The organism is Nonomuraea sp. NPDC005501, assembly GCF_040605905.1.
GTDB lineage: Bacteria > Actinomycetota > Actinomycetes > Streptosporangiales > Streptosporangiaceae > Nonomuraea.
Map to the genome: position 1 here is coordinate 48,706 of NZ_JBEXDT010000033.1, position 26,361 is coordinate 75,066.

Here is a 26,361-nt window from a genome sequence, read left to right on the forward strand (position 1 = left end):
GCGTCCCCCACGCGGGGATGTCAGTGCCGGGACGTCAGTGCCAGAGGGTGACCTCGGAGCCCGGCGGGCGCTCGCTGTTGGGCAGGGGCTGCTGGAAGCGGACGACCCCGCTGCCGCGCCCCAGCTTGCGGACCTTGACCCTCCAGCCGAGCTGCTGGAGCTCCTGGCGGGCGTCGTTGATGTTCTTGCCCATCACCTGCGGGATCATCTGGAACTGCTGGTCCTCGCGGGCCTCGTTGTCGCCCCTGCGGAACCACTCGCCGATGTCGGTCTGGCAGCGCGCCACCGTGACCATCGCCACCGCGCCCCGGTCCACCTCGGCGTCGGCCTTGGGCGCCTGGGCGATGACCGTGCACGGCTCGGCGTCGTCGTCCACCTCGTTGACCTGCACCTGGAAGCCCTGCTCCTGCAGGTAGGCGGCGGCCTGGTCCTTGGGCATGTGGCTGACGTCCGGCATGGTCAGCCCGGCGCTCACGTAGATGGAGACCTTCGAGCCTTCCTTGAGCTTCTCGCCCACCAGCGGCGAGGTGCGGATCACCGTGTTGCGGGCCACGTCGGGGCTGGCCAGCCGGCGGACGCTGCCGACCGTCAGGCCCGCCTTGGCGATGGTGGCGCGGGCGTCGTCGGCCGACATGCCCGCCACCTTGGGCACCAGCACCAGCTTGGGACCGAGGGAGGGCACCAGGGTCACGGTCGCGCCGGCCAGGACCTGCTGCCCGGTCACGGGGTCGATGCGGAGCACCAGGCCCTCGTTCACCTTGTCGTTGTACTCGCCCGGCGCCAGGCGCACCTTGAATCCGCCGGAGGTGAGCTTCTGCTCCACGATCGAGACGTCCTTGCCGACCAGGTCGGCGGGCACGGCCACGTACTGGGGACGGGAGACGTACCAGGCGGTCAGGCCGATCGCCGCCACCATGACGACGGCCAGGCCGATGATGATCCAGCTCGGCCGGAACCCGCCGCGCCGCCGCCCGCCCGCGTGCTCGGCCGGCCCCTCGATCCGGGGCTGCACGACCGTGGGGTTGGGCCCGGCCGCCCCGCCCGGCGGGACCTGCGGCATGGCCAGCGTCATCGCGGGCGACCCGGGAGGCAGGCCCGGCTGGGAGGCCGGCTGCGAGCCGTAGCCGCCGGCCGCCGGGCCGGTGGGCCGGGCGCCGCTCTGGGGCCCGGTGCGAGCCCCTGTGTGCGCCCCTGTGTGTGTCCCTGTGCGGGGTCCCGGGGGCAAGGGGTGGGCGCCGGACGACGGCTGTGCCGTGGGCGCCGCCAGCGGCCCCGAGGGGGCGTACGAGCCGGTGCCCGGCATCGAGTGCTGCGCCGAGGAGTGGGAGAGGCCCGGCGCGGTCAGCCGGGGAAGCTGGCGGTGCACCTCGACGGCCGCCACCAGCATCGCGGTCGCGTCCGCGGGCCGGGCGTCCGGCTCGCGCGCCGTGGCGTGCGCCACCAGCGCGTCGACCACCGGAGGCACGTCGGGGGTCAGCGACGACGGCGCCGGGACGGTGTCGTGCACGTGGCGGTAGGCCACGGACATGGGCGTCTCGCCGTCGTACGGCTGCCGGCCGGTCACCAGCTCGAACAGCATGATCCCGGCCGCGTAGACGTCGGTGCGGACGTCGGCGCGGCCGGTGGTCACCTGCTCGGGCGACATGTAGCCGATCGTGCCGATCATCACGCCGGTACGGGTCTGGTTGGTCGCCTCGATGGCGCGGGCCAGCCCGAAGTCCACGACCTTGACCCGGCCGTCGGCCGTCATCAGGACGTTCTCCGGCTTGACGTCGCGGTGGACCATGCCCGCCTGGTGGGCCGCGCCCAGCGCCGCGAGCACCGGGATCAGGATCTCCAGCGCCTCGCGGGCGGGCAGCCTGCCCCGCTCGTGCAGTACTTCGCGCAGCGTCCTGCCCGGCACGTACTCCATCGACAGGTAGACGACGTCGCCGTCGGTGCCCTGGTCGAAGACGTGCACCACGTTGGGGTGGGAGAGGCTGGCCACGGACTTGGCCTCGCCGATGAAGCGCCGCACGAACGCCGGGTCCTCGGCGAGCGAGCGGTGCATGACTTTCAGCGCGACCGTGCGGTCGAGCCGGACGTCCAGGGCGAGGTAGACGGTCGCCATGCCGCCCCGCGCGATCCGGGACTCGATGCGGTAGCGCCCATCGAGGAGTCGCCCGACCAGGGGGTCCGCCGTCGTCGTGTCCACGCCGCCGAGTTTACGGGCGTTTGGCCACCGCCAGGGTGCGACCACCCGAAACGATGCGGAGCCGTGGCCCCTGCCGCGCCCTCTCTTGACCTCCCGGACCACTCCGGGACCAGGGGATCCACCGGCTCACGGAGGCCCCGCGGGCCCCGGCGTGACGCCGGGGCCGGCTTGACCCGATTCGTGGGGGCCCACGTCACCGGGTCACGGGGTCACGGGGTCATCGGGGAGGACGCCTCGGCGTAGCGGCGGCGCGGGATGCGCCCGGCCTGGCGGGCCAGCCGCCCGGCCTGGACCGCGCCCCGCATGGCCGCCGCCATCAGGTCGGGACGCTGCGCGCGGGTGACCGCCGTCGCCAGCAGCACGGCGTCGCAGCCCAGCTCCATCGCCAGCGCGGCGTCGCTGGCCGTGCCGATGCCCGCGTCGAGGATCACCGGCACGGAGGCCGCCTCCACGATGAGCTCGATGTTGTGCGGGTTGCGGATGCCGAGGCCGGAGCCGATGGGCGCGCCGAGCGGCATGACGGCCGCGCAGCCGGCCTGCTCCAGGCGGCGCGCCAGCGCCGGGTCGTCCCCGATGTACGGCAGCACCACGAAGCCCTCGGCCACCAGCCGCTCGGCCGCGTCGAACGTCTCGATCGGGTCCGGCAGCAGCGTCCGCTCGTCGGCGATGACCTCAAGCTTGACCCAGTTCGTCCCGAGGGCCTCGCGGGCCAGCCTGGCCGTCAGCACGGCCTCGCCCGCGGTGAAGCAGCCCGCGGTGTTGGGCAGCACCTTGATGCCGCGCACGCGCAGCACGTCGAGGACCGAGCCGCGGGCCGACGGGTCGAGCCGCCGCATCGCGACCGTGGTCAGCTCGGTGCCGGAGGCGGCGAGGGCCTGGTCCAGCACCTCCAGCGAGGGCGCGCCGCCGGTGCCCATGATGAGCCGGGAGGAGAACTTCTCCCCGGCGATGATCAGGTCATCCACCCTGCACCGCCGTGAGCACCTCGACGCGGTCGCTGTCGCCGAGCGCCGTGGTGTCCCACGAGCCGCGCGTCACGACCTCGTCGTTCAGGGCCACCGCCACGCCGGTGGTGGCGGTGGTCAGGATCCGTACGGCCTGCGCCACGGTGGTGCCGTCGGGCACCTCGCGCTGGCTGCCGTTGATCGTCACTCTCATCCCATCTCCTCGGAGCCGGAGTTGCCGTCGTAGGGGCCGGAGGGCCTGTCGTGAGCGCCGGGGGCCGGGTGGTGGCGGGCCGGGGAGCAGAGGGCCGCCGACTCGGGCTCCTCGCCCAGGAGGATCGCCGTCGTGAGCGGCGCCAGGAGCACCCCGCCGCGGTGGTGCCCGGTCGCCAGCGTCAGCCCCGGGACGCCGGCCGGGCCGATGAGCGGCAGGTTGTCCGGGGTGCCGGGACGCAGGCCCGCCACCACCTCGGCCACCTCCAGCTCGGTCACGCCGGGCACCAGCTCCCGGGCGTCGCGCAGCAGCTCGTACACGCCGCCGGCCGTCACCCGCGTGTCGAACCCCATCTCCTCCTGCGTGGCGCCCACCACGAGCTCGCCGTCGCCCCGCGGCACCAGGTAGACGGGGGCGCCGTGGACCATGCCGCGCACGCACCGGCCCAGCAGCGGCTCGGGGGACCGCAGCCGCATGATCTGGCCCTTGACCGGCCGGATCGGGAGGTCGTACAGCTCGCCGCTCCACGCTCCGGCGGCCAGGATCACCCCGTCGGCCCGGATCTCGGACGGCAGGTCCCCGCCGTCCGCCGGAGAGTCCAGCCGCACGCCCACGACCGCCTGACCGCGCCCGGAGCCGCCACCGGGGCCGCCGGGGGCACGCAGGAGCTCGGACACCCGGCCCGGCACCACGGGGACGCCCAGCCGCTCCAGGGCGGCCAGCAGGGCTGTTGTGACGCGGCGCGGGTCCACCCACGCGTCGCCCGGCGCCAGCAGCCCGCCCCGGACCGACGGGGCCAGCATCGGCTCCAGGCGGCGGCACTCCCGGCCCGTCAGCCGCTCCACCGGCAGCCCCAGCTTGCCCATGAACCCGGCCAGCTCGTCGAGTGCCGCCAGGTCGTCCGCGCCGAACGCCACGTCCAGGGTGCCGTCGGCACGGAAGTCCAGCCCGTACGACGGGACCGGGCCCGACCGCGCCGGGGACGACGGGACCGGGCCCGACCGCGCCGGGGACGACGGGACCGGGCCCGACCGCGCCGGGGACGACAGGACGGGGCCCGACCGCGAAGGGGACGACGGCACGGGACGGGCGCCGCCGAAGGGCCCGGGTGGGCGGGACGGGGCCAGGACGCCCGGCGGCAGGCCGGCGTCCTCGGCCAGCTCGGCGGCGAACGACGGCCAGCGGCGCAGCGACGCCACCCCCAGCCGCAGCAGCGGCTCCTCCGTGTAGGCGACCTCGCTGACGGGCGCCAGCATGCCGGCGGCCGCGTGCGAGGCCCCGGAGGCCGGGGCCGGGTCCACCACGGTGACGGGCCGCCCCGCCCGCGACAGCCGCCAGGCGATCGACAGCCCGACGATCCCGCCGCCCACGACCAGCTCCATGCGCGCTCCCTTCGCCGGCATGATCCGGATCAGGTGGATTGCGGTCGAAGGCCCGGTCAAGCCTTCCTCTCAGCCCGGTCACGGCCGGACTCCCGCGCGTCTTACCCCTCCAGCCTACGGCCTCGGTGCGGAGCGCAGGCGGCGGCCCCGTTATGGTCTTGACCGTGAACCGTGTCGTGGTGGCAGGAGCGGGCCTGGCCGGCGTGCGCAGCATCGAGGCCCTGCGGGCGAGGGGGTTCGGCGGCGAGATCACCCTCCTGGGACAGGAACGGCACCGCCCGTACGACCGGCCGCCCCTGTCGAAGGCGGTGCTGCTGGGCACCAGCGACTCCAGCTTCGTCGACTCCGACCTCGCGACGCTGGAGGTGGACTTCCGCCCCGGTGTCAGCGCCACCGGCCTGCGTCCGGGCGTCGTCGAGACCGGCGAGGGGGAGCTGCCGTACGACGGGCTGGTCATCGCGACCGGCGCCGAGCCGATCACGCTGCCCGGCGACGGGCCGCAGCATGTGCTGCGCACCCTCGACGACGCGCTGGAGCTGCGCGCCCGGCTGGTCCGCGGCGCCCGCGTCGCCGTGGTCGGCGCCGGCTGGATCGGCGCCGAGGTGGCCACGGCCGCCCGCCGCGCGGGCTGCGAGGTGACCGTGATTGAGGCCGGACCCGCGCCGCTCTTCCACGCCGTCGGGGCCGGGATCGGCGCCCGCACCACCGGCTGGTACGAGGACGTCGACCTGCGGCTGGACACCATGGTCGCGTCGGTGGACGAGGGCGGGGTGCGGCTGGTGGACGGCGAGTTCGTCGAGGCGCACGTGGTCGTCTCCGGCATCGGGGTCCGCCCGGCCGTCGAGTGGCTGGCGGGCGCCGACATCGACCTGCACAACGGCGTCGTCACCGACGAGCACCTGCGCGCCTCCCTGCCGGGCGTGGTCGCGGTGGGCGACTGCGCCGCCTGGTGGTCGCGCCGCTACGGCACGCGCCTGCGGGTGGAGCACTGGGACACCGCGCTCGGCGCGCCCGAGGTCGCCGCGGCCACCCTGCTGGGCGAGGAGGCCGTCTACGACCCGGTGCCGTACTTCTGGTCCGAGCAGTTCGGCCACATGGTCCAGTACGCGGGCCACCATCCGGCCGGCGACCGCCTCCTGTACCGGGGCGACCCGGAGGGCAAGTGGTCGGCCTGCTGGCTGACCGGCGACGGCGCGCTGGCCGCGGTGCTCGCCGTGGACCGGCCCCGCGACCTCGTCCAGGGCCGCCGCATCATCGAGGCAGGGCACCGGATGGACCCGGAACGCCTGGTAGATCCCGATGTCCCTCTACGGGATTGTGTTGTTTGAGCAAGCGCGCCATGTGGTAGTTGTGGTTTCGTGACGCTTTCTGTTGCACAGATCGACCGGGAGACCGACCAGCTCGTCAACGAGTGGCTCACTCTCCCCGAGGTGGCCGACCGCCTGCAGCTCTCGCTCGGGCGGACCAAGCAACTCCTCAAGGACCACAAGCTGCTCGGCGTGCGCCGGGGCAGCGGCGGGCCGCACGTGCCCGCGGTGTTCCTTGACGGAAGGGACGTGATGAAGGGCCTGCCCGGCACGCTGACCGTGCTGCTGGACGCGGGCTACGACGACGCCGAGGCGCTGCGGTGGCTGTTCACCCCGGACGACTCGCTGCCCGGCTCGCCCGTCGAGGCGATCCGCGCGGGCCGCCACACCGAGGTCAAGCGGCGTGCCCAGGCCCTCGCTTTCTGACGCCCGGCTCTACCTCTGCACCGACGGCCGGCGCCGGCGCGGTGACCTGGCCGAGTTCCTCGACGCCGTGCTCGCCAACGGCGTCGACGTCGTCCAGCTCCGCGAGAAGGGCCTGGAGGCGCGGGAGGAGCTCGAGCTGCTGGAGGTCTTCCGCGACGCCTGCGACCGGCACGGCAGGCTGCTGGCCGTCAACGACCGGGCGGACGTGGCCTACGCCGCCCGGCCCGACGTGCTCCACCTGGGGCAGGACGACCTTCCGGTGGGCGTCGCGCGGGAGATACTCGGCGACGACATCCTCATCGGCAGGTCCACCCACTCCACCGCCGAGGCGTCCGCCGCCGCGGTGGAGGAGGGCGTCGACTACTTCTGCTGCGGGCCGACCTGGCCCACCCCGACCAAGCCGGGCCGTCCCGCGCCGGGGCCGTCGCTGCTGCGGCACGCGGCCTCGACCGCCACGGACCGGCCGTGGTTCGCCATCGGCGGCATCGACCTGGACAACCTCGACGAGGTCATGGCGTGCGGGGCGACCCGCGTCGTCGTGGTGCGGGCGATCACCGAGGCCGACGACCCGGGCGCGGCGGCGGCCGAGTTCGCCAAGCGCCTGGCCCGCTGACCCGGTCACGACGCTCCCCCGCGCCCGTGGAAGCGCGGGGGAGGGTCAGGCCTTGCGGGAGGTGGCCGCGACGGCCAGGTCGGCCAGCGCGAAGCGGGCGCCGGCCGTGATCGGCGCCTTGTCCAGGCAGACCAGCGCCTCCTGCAGGTACGCCCCGATCAGGTCCTCGCACTCCCGCAGCGCGCCCGTGTCCTCGATGACCTCCCGCAGCGCCGCCACGCCCCGGTCGTCGAGTTCCGGGTCACCGAGCAGGCTCCGCACCAGCGCGGCCTGCGTGGGGGTGGCGGTGGCCAGGGTCCGCGCCACGAGCATCGTCCGCTTGCCCTCGCGCAGGTCGTCGCCGGCCGGCTTGCCGGTGGCCGCCGGGTCGCCGAACACGCCGAGGATGTCGTCGCGCATCTGGAACGCGATCCCCACCCGTGTGCCGTACGTGGTGCACAGCTCGTCCATCCACGGCGCCAGCTCGCCCGCCGCGAGGACCAGCCCGAGCCGGAGGGGCTGCTCCACGGAGTACTTGCCGCTCTTGTACAGGGCGACGCGCAGCGCCGACTCGAAGGTGTTCTCCCCGTGGGCCTGCTCCAGCAGGTCGAGGTACTGGCCGCACATCAGCTCGGTGCGCATGTGGTCGTGCACCGGCTGCGCCGCCGCGATCGACTCCGGCGGCAGGCCGCTGCCGCGCCACATCTCGCCGGACCAGATCAGCAGCAGGTTGCCCAGCAGGATCGCCGCGCCCACGCCGAACTGCTCGGCCGACCCGTGCCAGCCGGCCCCCGCGTGCATCGTCTCGAACCGGCGGTGCGCCGACGGCATCCCGCGGCGCAGGTCGCTCTTGTCCATCACGTCGTCGTGGACCAGCGCGCTGGCCTGGAGCAGCTCCAGCGACGCCGCGGCCGGGTAGATGCCCGGCTCGTCCGCGCCGCCCGCCCCGCGCCACCCCCAGTAGCAGAACGCGGGACGCAGCCGCTTGCCGCCGGCCAGCAGCTCTTTGGCGGCCAGGCGGAGCGGCTCCAGCTCCGGCGCGCCCGTGAGCGGCAGCTGCCGGTCGACGAACTCCCTCAGGCAACGGTCCACCTGTTCGCGCAAGGTGTCCATGCTCGCGGCCTCAGTGTTCATGCCTTGAGACTAGTGGCCGCCGGGTGGCGCCCGGCTCTCCAGGGACAAGGGTGACCGCTGGTGCGGGCCCCGCCACGGTAACCTTGGGGCATGGCGCTTGGTCGACCTTCCGTCCTGCCCGATCGTGTCCCCACCGTGCGCGAGCTTCTCGCCTCCGGTGGCCGGTCGTTCTCCTTCGAGTTCTTCCCCCCGAAGACCGACGAGGGCGAGCGGCAGCTGTGGCGGGCGATCAGGGAGCTGGAGTCGCTGCGGCCGACGTTCGTGTCCGTGACGTACGGCGCGGGCGGCACCACGCGCGACCGCACGGTCGACATCGTCGAGCGGGTCGCCCACGGGACCACGCTCACGCCGGTGGCCCACTTCACCGCCGTCAACCACTCGGTCCGCGAGCTGCGCCACCTCGTCGGCCGGTTCGCCGACGCGGGGGTGCGCAACATCCTGGCCGTGCGGGGCGACCCGCCCGGCGACCCGACCGGCGAGTGGGTCCGGCATCCCGACGGCGTCGAGTACGCCGAGGACCTGGTGCGGCTCATTCGGCAGGCCGGCGACTTCTGCGTGGGCGTGGCGGCGTTCCCCTACAAGCACCCGCGCTCGCCGTCCATCGAGGCCGACACCGAGTTCTTCGTCCGCAAGTGCCGGGCGGGCGCCGACTACGCGATCACGCAGATGTTCTTCCAGGCGGACGACTACCTGCGGCTGCGCGACCGGGTCGCCGCCCAGGGCTGCGACACGCCGATCATCCCGTGCATCATGCCGGTCACCCAGATGAGCACGATCGCCCGGTCGGAGCAGCTCTCGGGGGCGCCGTTCCCGCCGGAGCTCGCGGCCCGCTTCGAGACGGTCGCCGACGACCCGGCGGCGGTGCGGCGGCTCGGCATCGAGCACGGGGCCGAGCTGTGCCAGCGGCTGCTCGACGAGGGCGCGCCGGGCATCCACTTCATCACGTTCAACCGGTCGAGCGCCTCGCGCGAGGTCTTCCAGCTCCTGTCACGCCCGGAGCCGGTCGCGGTCTGAGGCGTTCCTCCGCACACGTAGAAGCGCCCGCCCCTGACAGGGACGGGCGCTTCGACGTGTGCGTACCGGTGTGCAGGTCGCCTCTCGGCGAGTGGCACAACGCGGCTCCAGCCGAACGGTATTCCGCGAAGGCGATAGATGAGGCCCGGGGACACTGGACACACCGGCCACGTGGAGTAGAACTCCTCCTTCCCGCGGAACATTCCCGCCGCCGCGAACACGTCTGCAGATGCCGGCCGGGGAAGTGGCCGGGTGGGCCCGCCACCCGCCCGCAGGGGGACCCGGCGGGTGACGGTCAGGGGTGGGTGGACGCGCGGTAGAGCGTCCATTACTTTGCGTAGTCATTCATGCCCCAGCGTCACGACCGCCAAACCGGCTGGTCAAGGCTTTACCAGGGGATCCGTCAGGCCAGCGGCAGGGGCCGCCCGGCGATCGCGTACTCTTCGTGACCGCCAGGGAAGACGAACCGGGACAGCAGGTCCGTGAAGCCCATGCTCGCGTACAGGTGGCGGGCGGCGGTGGGCCGGTCGTGGGTGGACAGCACGGCCGAGCGCTCCCGGCGCCCCGCGCACAACGTGGTGATCATCGCCCGGCCGATGCCCTTGCCCTGGTGGTCGGGGTGGACGTGGATCTCGGCCAGCTCGAAGGCGTCGCCGAGCCAGGCGTCGGCCACCCGCTCCCCGGCCTTTTCCTCCAGGGCGCGGTGGACCACGTCGTGCCACCACTGGCCGGGCGCGCCGTGGAAGCCGTACGCGAACCCGACGACCGGCGCGGGGCTCCCGTGGCCGGGCCCCCGATGGACCGCCGCGTCGCGGAGCTCGGCGAAGTAGCACTGGAAGCGCGGGTACATGCCGTGGTTGCGCATGATGGTGCGGCGGCCCGTGACCTGCTCCGCGGGCGGGCGCATGGCGGCGGTGTAGATGCCGATCACCGTGTCCAGCCGCTCGTCGAACTCGGCCGGCCCCGCCCCGCGAAACTCGATCACGCTGCGCACATTACTCGACGTCGGCCGGTGTGCCCCCGGTGATGCGCACCAGCTCGTCGAAGCTGGTCGGGAACACCGTGTGCGGATGCCCGCCGGCGGCCCACACGACGTCGTGCTTGCTCAGCCAGGTGTCGACGAGGGTGCGGATCGGGGTGGGGTGACCGACGGGGGCGACGCCGCCGATCGGCTGGCCGGTGGCCTGCCGGACGAACTCGGGCGTGGCCCGCCGCACCGACCGGACGCCGGCGGTGCGGGCGACCAGCTCGACGTCCACGCGGTGGGCGCCGCTGGTCATCACGAGCAGGGGCGTGCCGTCGGCGTCGAAGACGAGGCTGTTGGCGATCGCGCCGACCTCGCAGCCGAGCTGGGCGGCGGCGGTGGCGGCGGTGGGCGCCTTCTCCGGCAGGACGATGACCTCGCCCCCGGCGCCGAGCTCGCGCAGGGCGGACTGGACGATGACGGCGTTGGAGGGCAGCCCGGTGGAGCGGGCCGCCAGCTCCGCCGCCGTGGCGGGCGCTGATGGTTCCGGGCGCTGTGCGTCGGACGACTTCTCGGACATGTGGCCACTCTACGAGGATTGACCTTGCCATTACCTGGTCATGGTGGTGGTGTAAGGTCCTTTGATTCAATTGTTGAGCGGAAGAGGTGATTCGGGTGAGGGCACGACGTCTGCCGGGAATGGCGGCTCTCGTCACGGCCGGCGTGGTCGGCCTGACCGGCTGGGGAGCGGGACCCGCGTCCGCCGCCCCCACCGGGGCGCCGGCGATCACCACCCCGGCGATCACCGCCCCGGCCGGGGCCGCCACGACGGTCAAGGCGCCGCGCAAGACGCTGAAGCTGGGCGCGAAGGGCGAGGCCGTCGCGTGGCTCCAGCGCCGCCTGGCCGAGCTCGGCTACCAGCCGGGCAAGGCCGACGGCCGGTACGGCGGGACGACGCTGACGGCCGTGTGGGCGTTCCAGAAGGTCAACGGCATCATCCCCACCAGCACCGTGGCCTCGCGCACCTGGACGGCCCTGGAGAGCCCCAGGGCGCCCAGGGTCCTCGTCCCCAACGGGAAGCCGACCCGCGCCGAGGTCGACCTCACGAAGCAGATCATGGTCCTGTACGTGGCCGGGCGGCCCAAGCTGATCACCCACATCTCGTCGGGCAGCGGCATCGCCTACTGCGAGACCGCGGTGTGGCAGGGCAAGAAGCAGCGCTTCTGCGGCTCGGCCCGCACGCCCACGGGCGACTACAAGACCACCTGGCGCAAGTCCGGCTGGCACACCTCGTACCTGGGCCGGCTGTACAACCCGATCTTCTTCAACGGCGGCATCGCGTTCCACGGGGCGCTGTCGGTGCCGCTGTCCCCGGCCTCGCACGGGTGCGTGCGGATGCCGATGAACGTGGCCGAGGTGCTGCCCGGGATGCTCGGCACGGGCGTGCCGGTGCATGTGCGGGGCGCGTTCCGGCGCGGCTGAGCACGGGACCCGCCGCGCCGCATCTCAGGGTGCCGGGACGGGCGTCTCCAGCGCGCGCCAGAGCGCCTCGGGCACGTCCCGTTCCAGGTCCCGCAGGTTCGCGGTGACCTGGCCCGGCTCGTGCGCGCCCACCAGAACCGAGCGGACCGCCGGGTGCCGGAACGGGAACTGCAGGGCGGCGGCCGTCAGCGGCACGCCGTGCTCGGCGCAGGCCCGGGCGACGGCGCGGACCTCGCCGGAGGCGTCCGGGGGCGGCGTGACCAGCTCGCCCCGGTGCAGCAGCGCCGCCGCGACGACCGTGATGCCGCGCTCCAGGCACAGCGGCAGCAGCTCCTCGAAGGCGGAGCGGCGCAGCAGCGTGCACTGGTTCGCGGCGAGCAGGACGTCGGGGTCGGCGTGGCGGACGAAGTCGAGGAGCATGCCCGACTGGTTCATGCCGACGCCGATGGCCCGCACCACGCCCTGCGCCCGCAGGTCGGCCAGGGCGGGAAAGGCCTCGTCCAGCGCCTGCGGCCAGTGCCGGTCCGGGTCGTGGATGTAGAGGACGTCCACCCGGTCGAGGCCGAGCCGCTCCAGCGACTCCTCGACGCTGCGCAGCACGCCGTCGCGGCTGAAGTCCCACTCGACGTGCCGGTCGTCGGGCACGGCGAAGGAGCCGTCGTGGCCCGGCCCGGGCCGGACGAGCCGGCCGACCTTCGTGGACAGGACGAACTCCGAGCGGGGCCGCTCACGCAGCGCGCGTCCCATGCGCCGCTCCGACAGGCCCAGCCCGTAGAAGGGGGCCGTGTCGAAGTGGCGCACGCCCGCCTCCCACGCGGTGTCCACGACCGCGCGGGCCTGCTCGTCGGAGATCGGGTGCAGGTAGTTGCCGAGCGGGCCGCCGCCCAGCCCGGCCCGGGGGAGCGCGAGGGGCGACGTCATGGGACGGGCTCCGGGTGCAAGGGGACGGGCTCCAGGTGCAGCCAGGTGGTGACGACCTCCGTGACGGCCTCCAGGTGATGGTCCTCACCCGGGTCGACGACGAGCACGTCGCCGGCGGCGAAGCCGGACTCCTCCCCGTCCAGGTGGAGCCGGCCGGTGCCGGAGAGGATGAGGAAGATCTCCGGGTCGGGATGCACGTGCCGGCCCTCGTCGTGGCTCACCTTCCCGGGCGGCAGGGTGGACACGCCGCCGGAGGCGACCCGGTAGCCGGGCAGCGAGACGCCGCCGGCCCACTCGGCGAGGGTGCTCCTACGCATCGACGCCCGCCTCCTTGGCGGCCCGGTCGATGGCGGCCAGCTCCTCGCCGGTGAAGTCCAGCCGGTCCACGGCCGCCACGTTGGCCTCCAGCTGCTCGGGGCTGGACGCGCCGACCAGCACGGAGGTGATCCGGGAGTCGCGCAGCGCCCAGGCGAGCGCGAGCTGGGCGACGCTCTGACCGCGCGCGGCGGCCAGCTCGCCGAGCGCGCGGACGAACGTCAGCACCTCGGGGGTGACCTTGTCGGCCGTCAGGAACCGCCCCTCGGCGGCGCGGGAGTCCGCGGGGATGCCGTCGAGGTAGCGGTCGGTCAGCAGACCCTGCGCCAGCGGCGAGTACACCACGCAGCCGACGCCCTGCTCCTCCAGCACGCCCAGCAGCGACCGCTCGATGCCGCGGTTGAGCAGCGAGTACGGCGGCTGGTGGACCAGCAGCGGCGTGCCGAGGCCGCGCATCAGCTCGGCGGCCGCGGCCGTGCGCTCGGGGGAGAAGTTGGACACGCCGGCGTACAGGGCGCGGCCGGTGCGGACCATGTGGTCCAGCGTCGCCACCTGCTCCTCCAGCGGCGTCCCGTCGTCGCGGTGGAGGTAGAAGATGTCGACGAAGTCGAGGCCGAGCCGCTCCAGCGACCGGTCGAGCGTGGCCAGCAGGTGCTTGCGGCTGTTGCCCTTGCCGTACGGGCCGTCCCACATGGGGTTGCTGCCCTTGGTGGTGACGACGATCTCGTCGCGCAGCCCGCGCAGGTCGCGCCGGTGGATCTCGCCGAACGCCGACTCGGCGGCCCCCAGCGGCGGGCCGTACCTGTCGGCGATGTCGAAGTGGGTGATGCCCAGGTCGAGGGCCTTGCGGATGATGGCCCGCTGCCCGTCGAGGGCCCTGCCGTCACCGAAGTTGTGCCACAGGCCGAGGGACACGGCCGGGAGCAGCAGCCCGCTGCGGCCGCAGCGGCGGTACGGCTGGCGTTCGTAGTTCAAGACTCACCTTCCCGCGATGCCGGTCAGCGTGACGCCCCTGATGAACGTCTTCTGCGCGACGAAGAACAGGACGACGATGGGCAGCATCGCGACGATCGCCACCGCCATCATCTGGTTGTACTGCGTGGCGTACTGCCCCGAGAACATCGCCAGTCCCAGCGGGATGGTGAACTTCTCGGTGGTCCGCAGGTAGATCACCGACTCAAGGTACTGGTTCCAGTTCCCGACGAACGAGAACAGCATGATGGCGGCCAGCGCCGGCTTCGACAGCGGCAGCATGACCTTCCACAGGATGCGCCACTCGCCCGCGCCGTCGATGCGCGCCGCGTCGATGAGCTCCTGCGGGATCGTGGTGAAGAACTGCCGCAGCAGGAAGATGTACAGGGCCACGCCGAAGAACTCGGGCACGATCAGCGGCAGGTACGTGTCCACCCAGCCCAGCTTGGCGAACAGGATGTACTTCGGCACGAGCGTGATCTCCCGCGGGATCATCATCGTGCCGAGCATGAGCGCGAACAGGAACGACCCCAGCCGCGCCCGCATCCGGGCGAAGGCGTAGGCGGGCAGGACGCAGGAGATCAGGTTGCCGGCCATCGACAGGGCCGTGACGATCACGCTGTTGACGAGGAACCGGGTGAAGGGCAGGGTGCCGGTCCAGCCCTTGAGGTAGTTGTCCCAGTTGAAGGCGTCGGGCAGGAACTGCGGCGGGAAGGCCAGGTTCTCCGCGTCCGACTTCAGGGACGTCGTGACCATCCACAGGAACGGCAGCAGGAACACGCCGGTGGCGGCGACGAGCAGCACGTACGCGCCCGCGCGCCGGCTGCGCCTGATCCGCTCCGCCTGCCGGGCGGTCATGGGCCGTCCGGCGGCGCGGCGCCGGGTCGTGGGGTGCTCGATGGTGGAGTGCATGGGCCTCACCCGGCGAACTCGTAGTGGACCCAGCGCCTGGCCAGCCCGAACTGGACGAGGGTGACGACGATGACGATGAGGAACATCGCCCACGACAGCGCGGCGGCGTAGCCCATGTCGAAGAACACGAACGCCTGCCGGTAGATGTAGAGGCCGAGCACCATGGTCGCGTTGGCGGGGCCGCCCTCGGTCATGATGAGGATCAGCGTGTACGCCTGGATGCTGGCGATGAAGCCCGTGACGACGTTGAAGAAGATGACCGGCGACATCATCGGCACGGTGACGCTCCAGAACCTCCGCCACCAGCCGGCGCCGTCGATCTCGGCGGCCTCGTACAGCGTGGCCGGGATGCCCTGGAGGCCGGCCAGGTAGATGACGATGGTGTTGCCCGCCCCCCAGACGCTCATGAGGATCAGCGCGGGCATCGCCCACTCGGTGGAGCCGAGCCACGGCGGGCCCTCGACGCCGACCAGGGCGAGCAGTTTGTTGATCAGCCCGTAGTCGGGGTGCAGGATGTTCAGCCACAGCAGGGCCGTGGCCACGCCCGACACCACCGACGGCAGGTACATCACGGTCCGGAACAGGCCCTGGAACCGCAACGGCTGGTTGAGCAGCAGCGCCAGCCCGAAGGTGAACAGCACGCCGAGCGACACGGCCCCCACGCCGTAGTAGAAGGTGTTGCCGACGGCGTCCCAGAACTCCGGGTCGGCGGCCATCTTCTCGTAGTTGGCCAGGCCCGCCCAGGTGGGGCTGCTCAGCAGGTTCCAGTCGGTGAAGCTGATCGCGATCGAGGCCAGGATCGGCCCGCCGCCGAAGAACACGAAGCCGATCAGCCAGGGCGAGACGAACAGGTGGAAGCGCCGTGCCTCGCGGCGCGCCAGGGAGGAGCGGGCGCGCCGCGAGTGCCGGGCGGCGATGGCACTCATGCGATCTTGTTCTCCGCGAGCAGCGGGGTGACCTTCTCGGTGATCTCCTTGAGTCCGCTCGCCAGGTCCGTCTTGCCGATCATGACGCGCTCCCAGATGGGCTTGGCCGTCTCGACGACCTTCTTGTTGGCGGGCAGCTTGAGCACGCCGTCGCTGGTGCCGTACTCCTTCATGGCGTTCTTGACGACCTCGACGACGTCCTTGGGGATGCCGAGCGCCTCGGCGTTCGGCTCCCAGGCCGACTGGCGGGCGGGGGCGCTGATGCGGCGGAACTGCTGGCCGGCGGCCGACAGGTACTCGTTGAGGTAGATCCAGGCGGCGTCCTTCTGCGGCGACTTGGCGTACATCGCGAGGGCGCTGCCGATGACCGGGGTGAAGCGGCCCTCGGGGCCCTTCGGGATGGGCACCGCGCCCCACCGGAACGCCTTCTGCTTGGCCAGCTCGGTCAGGCTCCAGGCGCCGTTGATGGACATCGCGGCGTGGCCCACCTTGAACGGCTCGACCTTCTCCAGCACCTGGTTCAGCTCGGCCAGGCTGGGCACGGCCTTGTCCCTGAGCAGGTCCAGCCACATGCCCAGGACCTTCTGGGCGGCCGGCTCGGCGATCAGGCAGGCCGACTCGTCCTCGTTGAGGAAGCGCCCGCCGTACTGGGCCAGGCAGCGCGGCGTGATGTCCGGCTCGGGTAACAGCATCGGGGTCAGGCCGTAGATCTTCTCGGCGCCGGTGCCGCTGGTGAGCCTGCGGGCCACCTCCATCATCTTCTCGACCGTCCACGACTCGTCCGGGTACTTCTCACCGGCCTTGTCGAAGACGTCCTTGTTGAAGTAGAGCAGCTTGGGGGCCATGTCGGTGGGCAGGCCGTACAGCTTGCCGTCGCGCTCGTAGAAGCCGAGCGCCTTGACCGGCAGGTCGTCCTTGTCGAACGCGGGTGTCCTGGCGATGTAGGGGTCGAGCGGCTCGAAGACGTCGTTGGCGATGAAGTTCTGCGCCCAGCTGTAGTGCGTGTAGATGACGTCCGGCATGGAGCCGCCGGCGGCCTGCGCCATGTACTTGGTGAGGTAGGCGTCGAACGGCGAGGTCTCACGCTTGATCTCGATGTTCGGGTGCCGTTTCTTGAAGAAGAAGTCGAACTGGGCGTTGCGCACCTCGGCGATGACGTCCGCGGTGATGGCGACCGTGATGGTCACCTTGGACGCCGGGTCGGGGACGCCCGTCCTCGGCCAGGTCAGCGAGTTGTCAAGCTGCTCGGCCTCCTCGTACGGCCAGGTGTCGTTGCCGGGGCGGTCCGGGTCCAGCGTGGGCACACCCGACTTCGTCGGCGCGGCGGCCTGCCGTTGCTGCCGCGTGTCGCCCGCGCAGGCGGAGAGCACGGGCACGGCCGCTGCCGCCACCGCGAGGGCCAGCATCTGGCGACGGTTCATCTCCATGGGGGTGGGCCTTTCACAGGAAGAGCTCGATCACCGGCACCGCCACGTCCGGGCGCTGGACCGGGAGCTGCAGGGTCAGGGTGCCGGGCGGCAGCGCGCCCAGCCGGGTGTGCCCGCTGTCCCGCGCCGGGTCCGGGATCAGGGTCCGGATCTCCGAGGCGTCGTGGAGCAACTGCGCGTAGCGCACGCGGGGGCCGTCCGGCCCGGCCAGCCCCGGCAGGTGCAGGTGCCGGTACGGCCAGGCGAACAGGTGCACGTAGAGCCGATCGCCGCGCTGGGTGTACCGGCAGTCCGGCGGCGCCTCGAACGGGCTCGCGCCGGCGCCGTAGACGGAGCGGCCGTGCAGCCGCGTCCACTCCCCGATGCCGCGCAGGGTCTCCAGCGAGCGCGGGTCGAACGCGCCGCGCCCGTTCGGGCCGACGTTCAGCAGCAGGTTGCCGTCCTTGGAGACGGTGTCGACGAGCATGCGCACGAGCAGGTCGACGGGCTTGTGGTCGAGGTTGTCCCGGTCGTAGCCCCAGCTGCCGTTGAGCGTCTGGCACGCCTCCCACACCTGCGCGGGCGGCGCGGTCGGCTGGTACTGCTCCGGCGTGGTGAAGTCGCCGGGGATCTCCAGCCGGTCGTTGATCAGGATGTCGGGCTGGAGCTTGCGGACGAGCGAGGCCAGCTCCTCGGACCTCCAGTCGGCCGCGCCCTTGCCGCCGGGGGTGGGTCTGCCGTTCACTACTCTTCTGGCGTACGAGAAGTCGAACCACATCGTGTCGATGCGGCCGTAGCGGGTCAGCAGCTCTTCGACCTGGCCATGCAAATAGGTCTGGTATTCCTCGATATTTCGGTCGCTATTGAACACATCGTCGGACCATGAAGGATGAATCCCGTCGATCGGGAACTGAGGGTGGTGCCAGTCGATGAGCGAGTGGTAGAAACCCACCCCGAGCCCCCGGCCTCGGAAGGCGTCGACGATCGGGCCGACGAGATCCCTGCCGTACGGCGTGCCCGCCACCGAGTAGTCCGTCAGCGCCGAGGGCCACAGGCAGAAGCCGTCGTGGTGCTTGGTCGTCAGCACCATGTACCTCATCCCCGCCCCGGCGGCGGCGTCGGCCCAGGCGTCCGGGTCGAACAGGTCGGGGTCGAAATGGTCGAAGTAGCGCTGGTACTGCTCGTCCGTGAGGCGCTCGCGCTGCTTGACCCACTCGTGGCGGGCGGCGAGCGCGTACAGCCCCCAATGGATGAACAACCCGAACCGTTGCTCCCGGAACTCGGCCAACCGAGCGGGAGAGGTCCGATGACTTGCCGGGTTCGAGGGGTCACCTTCGCCGAGTCCGTGGGGCATGGCCGTACCGTAGACCTGGTAATTAACTTCGTCAAGAATTGAATTGAAAGCGCTTGCAACCTAAGCTCAGGCCCACTGTGAGGAGCGCCGTGGGTCGAAGCTCGGGAGTCACGACCGGCCTGGCGGGCCGAGGGCGAGTGTCGCTCACTCCTCCTATCTCTTTGCGGAGGGCCTAGTGCCGAAGTGGACGCTCAGTGACGACGACATCGAGGTGGCGGTGGCCCTGTCCGCCGCCGGCGAGCTGACGCTGGAGGTCCGCCACGCCGGCCGCGTCGTGGTGGAGCCGTCCCGGCTCGGCCTGCGGGCCGCCCACGCCGACCTCAGCGAGGGCCTGCTGTTCGGCGGGCTGACGGCGCGGCGGGTCGAGGAGCCGTACATCACGGTGACCGGCAAGCGGCGCGCCCACCACTACGTCGCCCAGGAGTGGACGCTGACGTTCACCAGGGCGGGCGAGCGGCTGGATCTGCTGGTGCGCATCGGCGGCGGAGGCGTCGCCTACCGGTACGCGGTGCCGTGGAGCGGGCCGGTGACCGTGTGCGAGGAGATCTCCGAGTACGTCGTGCCGGCGCACGCGCGGGCCGTGCTGCTGCCCTACGAGAACGGGCGCAGCGACTACGAGGAGATCCACCGCCACACCACCGCGGGGGAGGCCGAGCGGATCCTCTACGGCTACCCGTCGCTGTTCCAGGTGGACGGCACGTGGCTGCTGCTCACCGAGTCCGACCTCGACAGCGGTTACGCCGGCTCGCGGCTGCGCTTCGACGGCCGCGCCTACCGGCTCGACCTGCCCGACCCGTACGTCACCGCCGCCAGCCCGCTCGTCACCCCGTGGCGCGCCATGGTCGTCGGCGACCTCGCCGCCGTCGTCGAGAGCGACCTCGTCACCAGCCTCGCCGCCCCCTCCCGGGTCGAGGACACCTCCTGGATCAGGCCCGGCGCCGCGGCCTGGTCGTGGTGGTCCGACCCGCCCTCCACGCGTGACCCGGAGGAGCAGCGCCGCTGGGTGGACTTCGCCGCCGGGAACGGCTGGCCGTACGTGCTGGCCGACGCCGGCTGGCACAAGGACTGGATGCCCGAGCTCATCGCGTACGCCCGGGACAAAGGCGTCGGCGTCTGGCTCTGGTCGCACTGGCAGCACGTCGACACCGAGCTGGAGCACCGGGAGAAGCTCGCCCTGTGGAAGGAGTGGGGCGCCGTCGGCGTGAAGATCGACTTCACCGAGTCCGACGGGCAGGACCGGATGCGCTGGTTCGACTCCGTCCTCGCCGCCACCGCCCGGCTGCGGCTCATGGTGGTCTTCCACGGGGGCACGATCCCGCGCGGCACCGAGCGCACCTGGCCGCACTTCATGACCGCCGAGGCCGTCAAGGGCGCCGAGTGGATCAAGCCCAGGCCCGGCAAGCGGCCGCTCTACCCGGCCACCCACTACCTGTCGCTCGCCTTCACCCGCAACGTGCAGGGTCCCATGGACTTCACGCCCTGCACGTTCACCGCGGTCCGCGACATCTCCGCCGGGTTCGAGCTCGCGCTGTCGGTGATCTTCGAGTCGGGGATCCAGCACTTCGCCGACGGCATCGACTCCTACCGGCGGCGGCCCGAGGCGCTGCGCCTGCTGTCGGAGGTGCCCGTCGCCTGGGACGAGACCCGGCTGGTCAGCGGCGACCCCGCCGACCACGTGGTGCTCGCCCGCCGCAGCGGAGAGGAGTGGTACGTCGGCGCGGGCACCGCCGGCGAACCACGCACGATCACCGTGCCGCTCGCCTTCCTGGACGAGACCGCCGGAAGCCGGACCGCCGGGAGCCAGGCCGCCGGGGATCAGACCGCCGGGGATCAGACCGCCGGGGACCGGACCTTCGGGGAGCGGTCCGCCGCGGGGCGGGAGGAGTGGACGGCCGAGATCTGGCGCGACGCGCCCGGCGACCAGGGCGTGGGGCCGGAGCCGCCGGACGACCGGATCGTCACCGAGACCGTGACCGTCACCGCCGGGGGCAAGCTCGACCTGCCGGTCGCCCGCAACGGGGGATTCACCGTCCGCCTGCGCCGTCAGGCGCCCGACCTCGACAAGGTGATCAACCAGTGACAAAGCGACACGGCCTGCGGCCGGCCGGGGTTCTGTCCGCGATCGCGCTGATCGCGACGGCCACCCCGGCGGCCGCGGCCGCCCCCTCTCCCTCAGCCTCAGTCTCTCCCTCAGCCTCAGTCTCTCCCTCAGCCTCGGCCTCGGCCGAGAGCGCCCGGCCCCAGCGCTGGGAGCAGCGCTGGAACCCCAGCCCGTCCCGGGACGGTCTCAAGGCGTTCGAGGCACTGGAGGACGACCGGCGGGGCTCCCATCCCGAAGGCCGGCCGCACATCACCGTCCAGCGCGACGCCTGGCGCTTCGACGCGCACCTGGCGGACCGCGACGGCTCCGACCGCATGCGCAACGAGGTGCGCGGCATGCGCGACCACGACGGCCGGCCGCTGGAGATCCGCGAGGACGAGGTCTGGCGGATCACCTACCAGATGTACATCCCGGACACCCTCGACGCGACCACGAGCTTCAGCCACATCTGGCAGCTCAAGTTCTCCGACGTGGGCACCCCGGTGGCGCAGATCTCACTGCCCGTCGTGAACGGCGTGCAGAAGATCCAGGCCCGCTACTGGACCCAGGACGACCAGGCCCACGAGGTCGCCTCGGCCGACCTGGAGCCCCTGCAGAACCGGTGGATCACCACGACGCTGGAGCTCAAGGCCGGCCACCAGGGCTACCTGCGCTGGGTGCTCCAGGACGGCCGGCGGACGGTCGCCGACCAGCGGGCCGACGGCATCGACCTGTGGTGGACCCGGGAGCAGTATGGGCGGCCCAAGTGGGGGATCTACCGCAGCATCAAGAGCGCCGGGCTGCAGGAGACGTACCTGCTGGTGCGCGACCTCAAGGCGTGGCAGCTCGGCCCGGCGACCCCACCGGTCGCCCTGCCGGCCCCCGACCGGAGCCCCGGCGCGTACGAGGCCGAGCGGGTCGGCAACGTCTGGGAGGGCGCGGCCGAGCCCGCCTACTGCGCCGTCTGCTCCGGCGGGCGCAAGGTGCTGCTCATCGGCGGCAACATCTACGACTACGCCGTGGTCAAGGGGGTGCTGGCCGACACGGCCGGGGTCCGGCAGATGACGGTGCACGCGCTGGTGGACGGCTCCCAGTCGTTCCGGGTCAGCGTCAACGGGGCCGACTCGTTCGAGGTGCCGATGACCGGCGCCAAGGACACGGTCACCACCACGACGGTGCCGGTGACCCTGGTGGCCGGGGTGAACACCATCCGGTTCTTCCACCACACCGCCCGCGCCCCCGAGCTCGACAAGATCGTCATCAGGTAGGACGGTTACGGCCCGCGCCACCACGTCTGCGCAGCGCGGGCCGTACCCTAGCCCGTCTCCCCGAGCCGTACGGGCAGCCGGGCGTCCACCTCGATCTCGATGCGCATGCGCGGGTCGGCCAGCCCGCAGACGAGCATGGTCGCGGCCGGCCGCACCTCGCCGAAGCACTCCCGCAGGACCGGCCAGCACGGCTCGAAGTCCTCTCGCTCCGGCAGCAGGTAACGCACCCGCACGACGTCGGCGAACGTGCAGCCCGCCTCGGCCAGCGCCGCCTCGATGTTGCGCAGGCACTGCCGGGCCTGCTCCACCACGTCCTCGGAGATGGTCATGGCCGCGTAGTCGAACCCGGTGGTGCCGGACACGTGCACCCGGTCGCCGTCCACCACCGCGCGGGCGTACCCGATGCGCTCCTCGAAGACGGACCCACTCATGATCGCGCGTCGCTCTGTCACGTCTGAGAACCGTAGGCCACCAGCGGTGATACGTCCAAGACGACTCCTGTCATGATGTGATATCCCTGCGCCTATGGACCGGCCCGAGCTCGCGCTGCACCAGCTCCACGCCTTCGCCGTGCTCGCCGAGGAGCTGCACTTCGGCCGGGCGGCCGAACGGCTCGGCATCGCGCAGCCGCCGCTCAGCCAGCAGATCAGGCGGCTGGAGCGCAGGGTCGGCCATGCGCTGTTCGACCGGGGGCCCGGCGGCGTCACGCTGACGCCCGCCGGGCACGAGCTGCTGCCGTCCGCCCGGCGCGCCCTCGGCGAGATCGCCGGCGGCCTCGACGCGGCCCGCCGCGCCGGCAGGGGGGAGACGGGCCGCCTCCGGATCGGCTTCGCGGCCACCCTCGCGCTCACCGTGCTGCCGCGCATCCTGCGGGCGTACCGCGACGGGCATCCGGGCGTGGAGGTGGAGATCCGCGAGATGACCACGGCGCCGCAGGTGGCGGCCCTGCGCGACGGCTCGCTCGACGTGGGTCTGCTGCGCGAGCCGCCCGAGGCCGACGGCCTGGTGGCCGAGCCGATCCTGTCGGAGGGGTTCGTGGCGGTGCTGCCGTCCGGGCATCCCCTGGCCGCGCGGCGGGCCGTGCCGGTGGCGGCGCTGGCGGGTGAGCCGTTCGTGCTGCCGCCGCGCGAGGCGGCGCCCACGGTCCACGACCGGATCGCCGGGCTGTGCCGTGCGGCGGGCTTCGAGCCGCGGGCCGGGCAGCGCGCGGTGGAGTGGCAGACGGTCTGCGCGCTCGTGGGCGCGGGCCTCGGGGTGTCGCTCGCCCCGGCGAGCGTCCGTGGGATCCGGCTCGCGGGCGTCACGTACCGGGGGATCAGCCCGGGTGGGGCGCGTACGACGGTCGCCGCCTGCCACCGCCGCGACGACCCGAACCCGCTGCTGGCCCGCTTCCTCCACACGGCGCGCACCCAGACATAACGCCCGGATAACCAGATGAGGTGACGGTCCGGTTAGCGGGCTTTTGCTGAACTCCCTGCTCTGAGCTCGGGAAACCCCGGGCTCCGAGCAGGGGGAGATCATGCTGTCCACGCCCGTCGCCCGTACCGAACGCGTCCCGCCGCCCGTCAGGGGGCCGGCGGCCAGGCGGCGGAGCAGGTGGCCGGCGTGGGCGCTGGCGGGCGGCTGGGCGGCGCAGGTGCTGCTGCGGCTGTGGCTGTTCCGCTACCACACCGGCCCCGTCGCCAACCCCGACGAGACGGGCTACCTGGTCGCGGCCCGCTGGCTCGCCGGCGGCCCCGGGGCGGACTTCACGGGTTCGACGTTCTACCAGGGCGGCTACGCGCTGCTGCTCGTGCCCGCGTACTGGGTGACCTCCGATCCCGTCGCGGTCTACCGGCTGGTGGTCGGGATCGGCTCGGTGGCGGCGGCCACGGCGTTCCCGCTGGCGTACCTGGTGCTGCGGCGGCTGGCGCTCGGGCGGCCCGAGGCGGTGGCGCTGGCGTTCGTGGCGGGGCTGTCTCCGGCGCTGCTGCTGTTCTCGGGGCTGGCGCTGGCGGACGCGGTGCTGCCGACGCTCGTGCTCGGCTGGCTGCTGGCCACGCACGACCTGGCGCGCACCGGCTCCCTCCGGAGCGGGGTGCTGGCGGGCGTGCCGGCGGGGTTCGCGACGGCGGTGCACCTGCGGGGCGCGGTGATCCTGGCCGTGTACGTCGTGACGGTGGCGGCGCTCCTGGTGATCCGCCGGTCCGACGGAGGGGGCAGGCGGCTTGCGCCGCGGGCCGGGCTCGTCGCCTGGGGCGCCGGCGGGCTGGTCGCGGCGGCGGGGGCGGCGCTCAACGGCAGGCTGGCCTCGGCGGTGTACCCGGGGGGCGCCCGCGACCTGTCCCACCTGCTGGTGTCGCGTCTCACCACCCTCGACGGCCAGGCGTGGGCGCTCTCGGGGGCCGCCGGCCAGCTCTGGTACCTGATCGCCGGCACCTGGGGCCTCGCGGGCCTCGGCCTGGCCGCGGCGGCCTTCCACCTGTTACGGCGGGGCGGTCCGCCCGCCCGCCGCGTCCTGGCGGGCACGCTGCTGGCGGCCACCCTGGGAGTGGCGTACGCGTCCTCGGCGGCACTGCCGGACGAGCACCGGGTGGGCAACTACGCCTACGGCCGGTACCTGGCGTGCGTCGCGGTGGTGTGGACGCTGGTGGGCTTGGCCGTCCTGGCGCGGGCGGTCCGCGCCGCCGCCCTCCGCCGCTCCGTGCCGGGGGCGCGGGCCGTCCGGGCGGTGGCGGTGTACGCGGGCGCGGCCGCCGCGCTCATGGCCGTGAGCGGGGCGGTGGCGGCCTGGTACGCGGGTGACCGTCTCAGGCGGTACGCGTTCATCGCGTTCGACTTCCCGGAGGTCTCCTTCCTCAGCCGTACCTGGGACTCCCTCGACATGGCGCGGGCCTCGGCGGCGGCCCTCGGCCTGCTGGCCTGCCTGGTGCTGGCCGCCGGCCTGCCCGCACTGTCCGCCGGTGGCCGGGGCCGGGGCCGGGGCCGGGGCCGGTGGCTGTGGCTGTGGCGGATGGCGCCACTCGTGGTCGTGCCGGCCGCCGTGAACGTCGCCTTCGCCGCCGGTCTCGCCCCAAAGGCCGCCCCGCCCGCCGGCCCCGACTGGCTGCCCGCGCCGCCGCCCCCCGGCAGGGTGGCCGTGGACAGCAGGGTGCGGTGGAACGTCTGGGTGCCCCTGACGTACCGGGTGTGGTGGACCCGGCTGGAGTCGTACGACGGAGCCCGCCAGGACCCGCCCGCCGGCGCCTGCACGGCCGTGGTGCCTCCCGACGCGGGCGCCCCTCCGCAGGGCTGGACCGCCACGGGCCTGGGCGGGGCGCGCCAGGGCTGGACGAGCTGGTCCGGCCCCGGCTGCCCGCAGGGCGTCAGGCCGGGCGGGTCAGCGTCAGGAGCCCGCCCGTGGGCACCGTGAGCTCGTGCGCCCCGGCCGCCAACTCCACCGCCCGCTCGCTCACCACGCGCCCCCGGCAGTCCCGCACCACGGCGCGCGCCGTGCCCCCGGCGTCCGTCACGCGGAGCAGCACGTCCGGCGAGTCGTCCGCGTTGGCCAGCAGCAGCGTGCCCGTCTCCGGCACCCGCACCGGCAGCGGCGCGTAGCGGGCGGTGACGACCACGCCGTCGCCCCGCGCCGTGACCTGCGGATACATCAGGTCCGGCCGGGCCGGCTCGAACGTGCCCTCCTGCAGCACGTCCGCGTGCCGCCTGACGAACCCGAGCCAGAAGCGCAGCACGTCGAGCTGCTCCGGCGTCTGCGCCGTGAGGTCCACGGAGATCTGCGGCACGGCGAACAGCGCGTTGACGAGCTGCGCCGCGATCCGCTCCGGCGACTCCGACGGGTGCCACATCATCATGTCCGCGTGGACGGCCAGCGGTCCCGCGATCAGCCGCAGGTCCACGGTGCGCTGCCGGTTGTGGGCGGGGCTGAGCGGGCAGTCGGAGGCGCGCACCATCGTCGCGTACGGCCACAGCCCCGGGCTCACGTACGGCTGGCGCAGCTCCACGAGGCAGTCGCGCGGCAGCATGGCCAGCAGGCTGCGCACCCCTTCGTTGACCGTCGCGCAGTCGGCGCCCGGCGCCGGCTCGGGCGGGTCCTCCACGGCGAACTGGTCGATGAAGTCGATCTTCAGTCCGTCGACGCCCCACTCCTCGACCGCCCGGGTCAGGTGCCCGGCCAGCAGCTCGCGCACGTACGGGTGGCGCGGGTCGACGACGCCCGCGTCCATGTGCTCCCTGTAGGCCAGCGTGTACGGCTGGACCCGCTCCCACAGCGCGGTGTGCCGCCCCACGAACGGCAGCGCGTACCACAGCAGGTACGCCTGCCCGGAGTCACGCACCCGGGCGACGTGCCCCGCGAAGTCGGGGAACGCGGCGGGCGACGGCTCCCACTCGCCGGCGTACCCGTAGCCGCGGCCCCGGTCGTCGCTGTGCCAGCCGTCGTCCACGATGACCGCCTCGCAGCCCAGCGCGGCGGAGGCGGCGGCCTGCCGCTCCACGCCGTCGGCGTCCACGTGCTGCTGCATGGCGTACCAGGTGGAGTAGGCGGGCATGCGCGCCGCCCGGGGCACGGGCACGGCG

Annotated in this window: 25 protein-coding genes and 1 riboswitch; of the genes, 9 read left to right on the forward strand and 16 right to left on the reverse strand. The window is 73.1% G+C overall.

All coding sequences use genetic code 11. The features are described 5' to 3' along the window. Positions 1–34 precede the first annotated feature (34 nt). From ABZS51_RS18225 to ABZS51_RS18240, 4 genes are all read right to left on the reverse strand, one after another. Positions 35–2,194: a PASTA domain-containing protein gene (locus tag ABZS51_RS18225; protein ID WP_355442003.1), complete on the reverse strand. Its 2,160-nt coding sequence runs from the start codon at positions 2,192–2,194 to the stop codon at positions 35–37. Between the two features lie 209 nt (positions 2,195–2,403). Then, positions 2,404–3,159: a thiazole synthase gene (locus tag ABZS51_RS18230; protein ID WP_355442006.1), complete on the reverse strand. Its 756-nt coding sequence runs from the start codon at positions 3,157–3,159 to the stop codon at positions 2,404–2,406. Beyond that, positions 3,152–3,352: a sulfur carrier protein ThiS gene (gene thiS, locus ABZS51_RS18235; protein WP_310714264.1), complete on the reverse strand. Its 201-nt coding sequence runs from the start codon at positions 3,350–3,352 to the stop codon at positions 3,152–3,154. The genes ABZS51_RS18230 and thiS overlap by 8 nt, the downstream gene beginning before the upstream one ends. Next, a complete protein-coding gene (locus ABZS51_RS18240; protein ID WP_355442009.1) occupies positions 3,349–4,734 on the reverse strand; it encodes an FAD-dependent oxidoreductase in 1,386 nt (461 codons plus the stop codon). Before ABZS51_RS18240 ends, thiS begins: the two co-directional genes overlap by 4 nt. Next, positions 4,724–4,840: riboswitch (TPP riboswitch) on the reverse strand. (Overlaps the previous gene by 11 nt.) Before the next feature lie 58 nt (positions 4,841–4,898). Here ABZS51_RS18240 and ABZS51_RS18245 point away from each other — a divergent pair. From ABZS51_RS18245 to thiE, 3 genes are read left to right on the forward strand one after another with little or no spacing between them, the layout of a single operon-like run. Then, positions 4,899–6,062 carry an FAD-dependent oxidoreductase gene (locus tag ABZS51_RS18245; protein ID WP_355442012.1) on the forward strand — a complete coding sequence of 388 codons (1,164 nt, stop codon included), beginning with the start codon at positions 4,899–4,901 and terminating at the stop codon, positions 6,060–6,062. A gap of 30 nt (positions 6,063–6,092) precedes the next feature. Next, complete coding sequence (locus tag ABZS51_RS18250) at positions 6,093–6,467, forward strand: Rv2175c family DNA-binding protein (protein WP_310714270.1); 375 nt, start codon at positions 6,093–6,095, stop codon at positions 6,465–6,467. Beyond that, positions 6,445–7,080: a thiamine phosphate synthase gene (thiE, locus tag ABZS51_RS18255; RefSeq protein ID WP_355442015.1), complete on the forward strand. Its 636-nt coding sequence runs from the start codon at positions 6,445–6,447 to the stop codon at positions 7,078–7,080. The genes ABZS51_RS18250 and thiE overlap by 23 nt, the downstream gene beginning before the upstream one ends. A gap of 45 nt (positions 7,081–7,125) precedes the next feature. Here thiE and ABZS51_RS18260 read toward each other — a convergent pair whose 3' ends face one another. Then, the gene (locus ABZS51_RS18260; protein ID WP_355442017.1) at positions 7,126–8,193 is read right to left on the reverse strand and encodes a polyprenyl synthetase family protein; all 1,068 of its coding nucleotides are present in this window, start codon (positions 8,191–8,193) and stop codon (positions 7,126–7,128) included. 90 nt (positions 8,194–8,283) lie between these two features. Here ABZS51_RS18260 and metF point away from each other — a divergent pair, with 90 nt between their 5' ends. Then, positions 8,284–9,207 carry a methylenetetrahydrofolate reductase [NAD(P)H] gene (metF, locus tag ABZS51_RS18265; protein ID WP_355442020.1) on the forward strand — a complete coding sequence of 308 codons (924 nt, stop codon included), beginning with the start codon at positions 8,284–8,286 and terminating at the stop codon, positions 9,205–9,207. A gap of 403 nt (positions 9,208–9,610) precedes the next feature. On the opposite strand, the gene ABZS51_RS18270 is transcribed toward metF, so the two are convergent. Next, positions 9,611–10,192 (reverse strand): GNAT family N-acetyltransferase, encoded by a 582-nt coding sequence (locus ABZS51_RS18270; RefSeq protein ID WP_355442023.1) that lies wholly within the window; start codon positions 10,190–10,192, stop codon positions 9,611–9,613. Between the two features lie 10 nt (positions 10,193–10,202). After that, on the reverse strand, positions 10,203–10,751 hold the full coding sequence (locus ABZS51_RS18275; RefSeq protein WP_310714282.1) for a YbaK/EbsC family protein: 549 nt from the start codon (positions 10,749–10,751) through the stop codon (positions 10,203–10,205). A 95-nt stretch (positions 10,752–10,846) separates the two neighbouring features. Here ABZS51_RS18275 and ABZS51_RS18280 point away from each other — a divergent pair, with 95 nt between their 5' ends. Continuing rightward, positions 10,847–11,653 carry a L,D-transpeptidase family protein gene (locus tag ABZS51_RS18280; protein ID WP_355442026.1) on the forward strand — a complete coding sequence of 269 codons (807 nt, stop codon included), beginning with the start codon at positions 10,847–10,849 and terminating at the stop codon, positions 11,651–11,653. 24 nt (positions 11,654–11,677) lie between these two features. Here ABZS51_RS18280 and ABZS51_RS18285 read toward each other — a convergent pair whose 3' ends face one another. From ABZS51_RS18285 to ABZS51_RS18315, 7 genes are read right to left on the reverse strand one after another with little or no spacing between them, the layout of a single operon-like run. Then, positions 11,678–12,574 carry an aldo/keto reductase gene (locus ABZS51_RS18285; protein ID WP_355442029.1) on the reverse strand — a complete coding sequence of 299 codons (897 nt, stop codon included), beginning with the start codon at positions 12,572–12,574 and terminating at the stop codon, positions 11,678–11,680. Beyond that, complete coding sequence (locus ABZS51_RS18290; protein WP_355442032.1) at positions 12,571–12,891, reverse strand: cupin domain-containing protein; 321 nt, start codon at positions 12,889–12,891, stop codon at positions 12,571–12,573. The genes ABZS51_RS18285 and ABZS51_RS18290 overlap by 4 nt, the downstream gene beginning before the upstream one ends. Beyond that, complete coding sequence (locus tag ABZS51_RS18295; protein WP_355442035.1) at positions 12,884–13,864, reverse strand: aldo/keto reductase; 981 nt, start codon at positions 13,862–13,864, stop codon at positions 12,884–12,886. The genes ABZS51_RS18290 and ABZS51_RS18295 overlap by 8 nt, the downstream gene beginning before the upstream one ends. Before the next feature lie 3 nt (positions 13,865–13,867). Continuing rightward, positions 13,868–14,773, reverse strand: a complete 906-nt coding sequence (locus tag ABZS51_RS18300) for a carbohydrate ABC transporter permease (protein ID WP_355442038.1) — start codon at positions 14,771–14,773, stop codon at positions 13,868–13,870. 5 nt (positions 14,774–14,778) lie between these two features. Further along, a complete protein-coding gene (locus tag ABZS51_RS18305) occupies positions 14,779–15,699 on the reverse strand; it encodes a sugar ABC transporter permease (protein ID WP_355442041.1) in 921 nt (306 codons plus the stop codon). Further along, a complete protein-coding gene (locus ABZS51_RS18310; RefSeq protein WP_355442044.1) occupies positions 15,696–17,126 on the reverse strand; it encodes a sugar ABC transporter substrate-binding protein in 1,431 nt (476 codons plus the stop codon). The genes ABZS51_RS18305 and ABZS51_RS18310 overlap by 4 nt, the downstream gene beginning before the upstream one ends. A 13-nt stretch (positions 17,127–17,139) precedes the next feature. Continuing rightward, on the reverse strand, positions 17,140–18,393 hold the full coding sequence (locus ABZS51_RS18315; RefSeq protein ID WP_355442047.1) for an alpha-L-fucosidase: 1,254 nt from the start codon (positions 18,391–18,393) through the stop codon (positions 17,140–17,142). Positions 18,394–18,634: 241 nt separating this feature from the next. Here ABZS51_RS18315 and ABZS51_RS18320 point away from each other — a divergent pair, with 241 nt between their 5' ends. Together ABZS51_RS18320 and ABZS51_RS18325 are read left to right on the forward strand one after the other, a co-directional pair. Further along, the gene (locus tag ABZS51_RS18320; RefSeq protein WP_355442050.1) at positions 18,635–20,539 is read left to right on the forward strand and encodes a glycoside hydrolase family 97 catalytic domain-containing protein; all 1,905 of its coding nucleotides are present in this window, start codon (positions 18,635–18,637) and stop codon (positions 20,537–20,539) included. After that, positions 20,536–21,807 carry a hypothetical protein gene (locus tag ABZS51_RS18325; RefSeq protein ID WP_355442053.1) on the forward strand — a complete coding sequence of 424 codons (1,272 nt, stop codon included), beginning with the start codon at positions 20,536–20,538 and terminating at the stop codon, positions 21,805–21,807. Before ABZS51_RS18320 ends, ABZS51_RS18325 begins: the two co-directional genes overlap by 4 nt. 47 nt (positions 21,808–21,854) lie before the next feature. Here ABZS51_RS18325 and ABZS51_RS18330 read toward each other — a convergent pair whose 3' ends face one another. Then, on the reverse strand, positions 21,855–22,259 hold the full coding sequence (locus tag ABZS51_RS18330) for a RidA family protein (protein WP_355442057.1): 405 nt from the start codon (positions 22,257–22,259) through the stop codon (positions 21,855–21,857). Between the two features lie 73 nt (positions 22,260–22,332). Between ABZS51_RS18330 and ABZS51_RS18335 the strand changes: the two genes are divergently transcribed. Continuing rightward, the gene (locus ABZS51_RS18335) at positions 22,333–23,226 is read left to right on the forward strand and encodes a LysR family transcriptional regulator (RefSeq protein WP_355442061.1); all 894 of its coding nucleotides are present in this window, start codon (positions 22,333–22,335) and stop codon (positions 23,224–23,226) included. 100 nt (positions 23,227–23,326) lie between these two features. Next, positions 23,327–25,198, forward strand: a complete 1,872-nt coding sequence (locus tag ABZS51_RS18340) for a hypothetical protein (RefSeq protein WP_355442064.1) — start codon at positions 23,327–23,329, stop codon at positions 25,196–25,198. Here ABZS51_RS18340 and ABZS51_RS18345 read toward each other — a convergent pair. Then, on the reverse strand, positions 25,152–26,361 hold a 1,210-nt coding region (locus tag ABZS51_RS18345), incomplete at its 5' end, for a glycoside hydrolase family 36 protein (protein ID WP_355442067.1). The genes ABZS51_RS18340 and ABZS51_RS18345 overlap by 47 nt on opposite strands.

Excerpts from the sequence above, each read along its gene's own strand:
- thiS (WP_310714264.1), bottom strand. The coding sequence starts at position 3,352 with ATGAGAGTGACGATCAACGGCAGCCAGCGCGAGGTGCCCGACGGCACC.
- ABZS51_RS18240 (WP_355442009.1), bottom strand. The coding sequence starts at position 4,734 with ATGGAGCTGGTCGTGGGCGGCGGGATCGTCGGGCTGTCGATCGCCTGG.
- ABZS51_RS18260 (WP_355442017.1), bottom strand. The coding sequence starts at position 8,193 with ATGAACACTGAGGCCGCGAGCATGGACACCTTGCGCGAACAGGTGGAC.
- metF (WP_355442020.1), top strand. The coding sequence starts at position 8,284 with ATGGCGCTTGGTCGACCTTCCGTCCTGCCCGATCGTGTCCCCACCGTG.
- ABZS51_RS18275 (WP_310714282.1), bottom strand. The coding sequence starts at position 10,751 with ATGTCCGAGAAGTCGTCCGACGCACAGCGCCCGGAACCATCAGCGCCC.
- ABZS51_RS18285 (WP_355442029.1), bottom strand. The coding sequence starts at position 12,574 with ATGACGTCGCCCCTCGCGCTCCCCCGGGCCGGGCTGGGCGGCGGCCCG.
- ABZS51_RS18290 (WP_355442032.1), bottom strand. The coding sequence starts at position 12,891 with ATGCGTAGGAGCACCCTCGCCGAGTGGGCCGGCGGCGTCTCGCTGCCC.
- ABZS51_RS18300 (WP_355442038.1), bottom strand. The coding sequence starts at position 14,773 with ATGCACTCCACCATCGAGCACCCCACGACCCGGCGCCGCGCCGCCGGA.
- ABZS51_RS18305 (WP_355442041.1), bottom strand. The coding sequence starts at position 15,699 with ATGAGTGCCATCGCCGCCCGGCACTCGCGGCGCGCCCGCTCCTCCCTG.
- ABZS51_RS18310 (WP_355442044.1), bottom strand. The coding sequence starts at position 17,126 with ATGGAGATGAACCGTCGCCAGATGCTGGCCCTCGCGGTGGCGGCAGCG.
- ABZS51_RS18335 (WP_355442061.1), top strand. The coding sequence starts at position 22,333 with ATGGACCGGCCCGAGCTCGCGCTGCACCAGCTCCACGCCTTCGCCGTG.
- ABZS51_RS18340 (WP_355442064.1), top strand. The coding sequence starts at position 23,327 with ATGCTGTCCACGCCCGTCGCCCGTACCGAACGCGTCCCGCCGCCCGTC.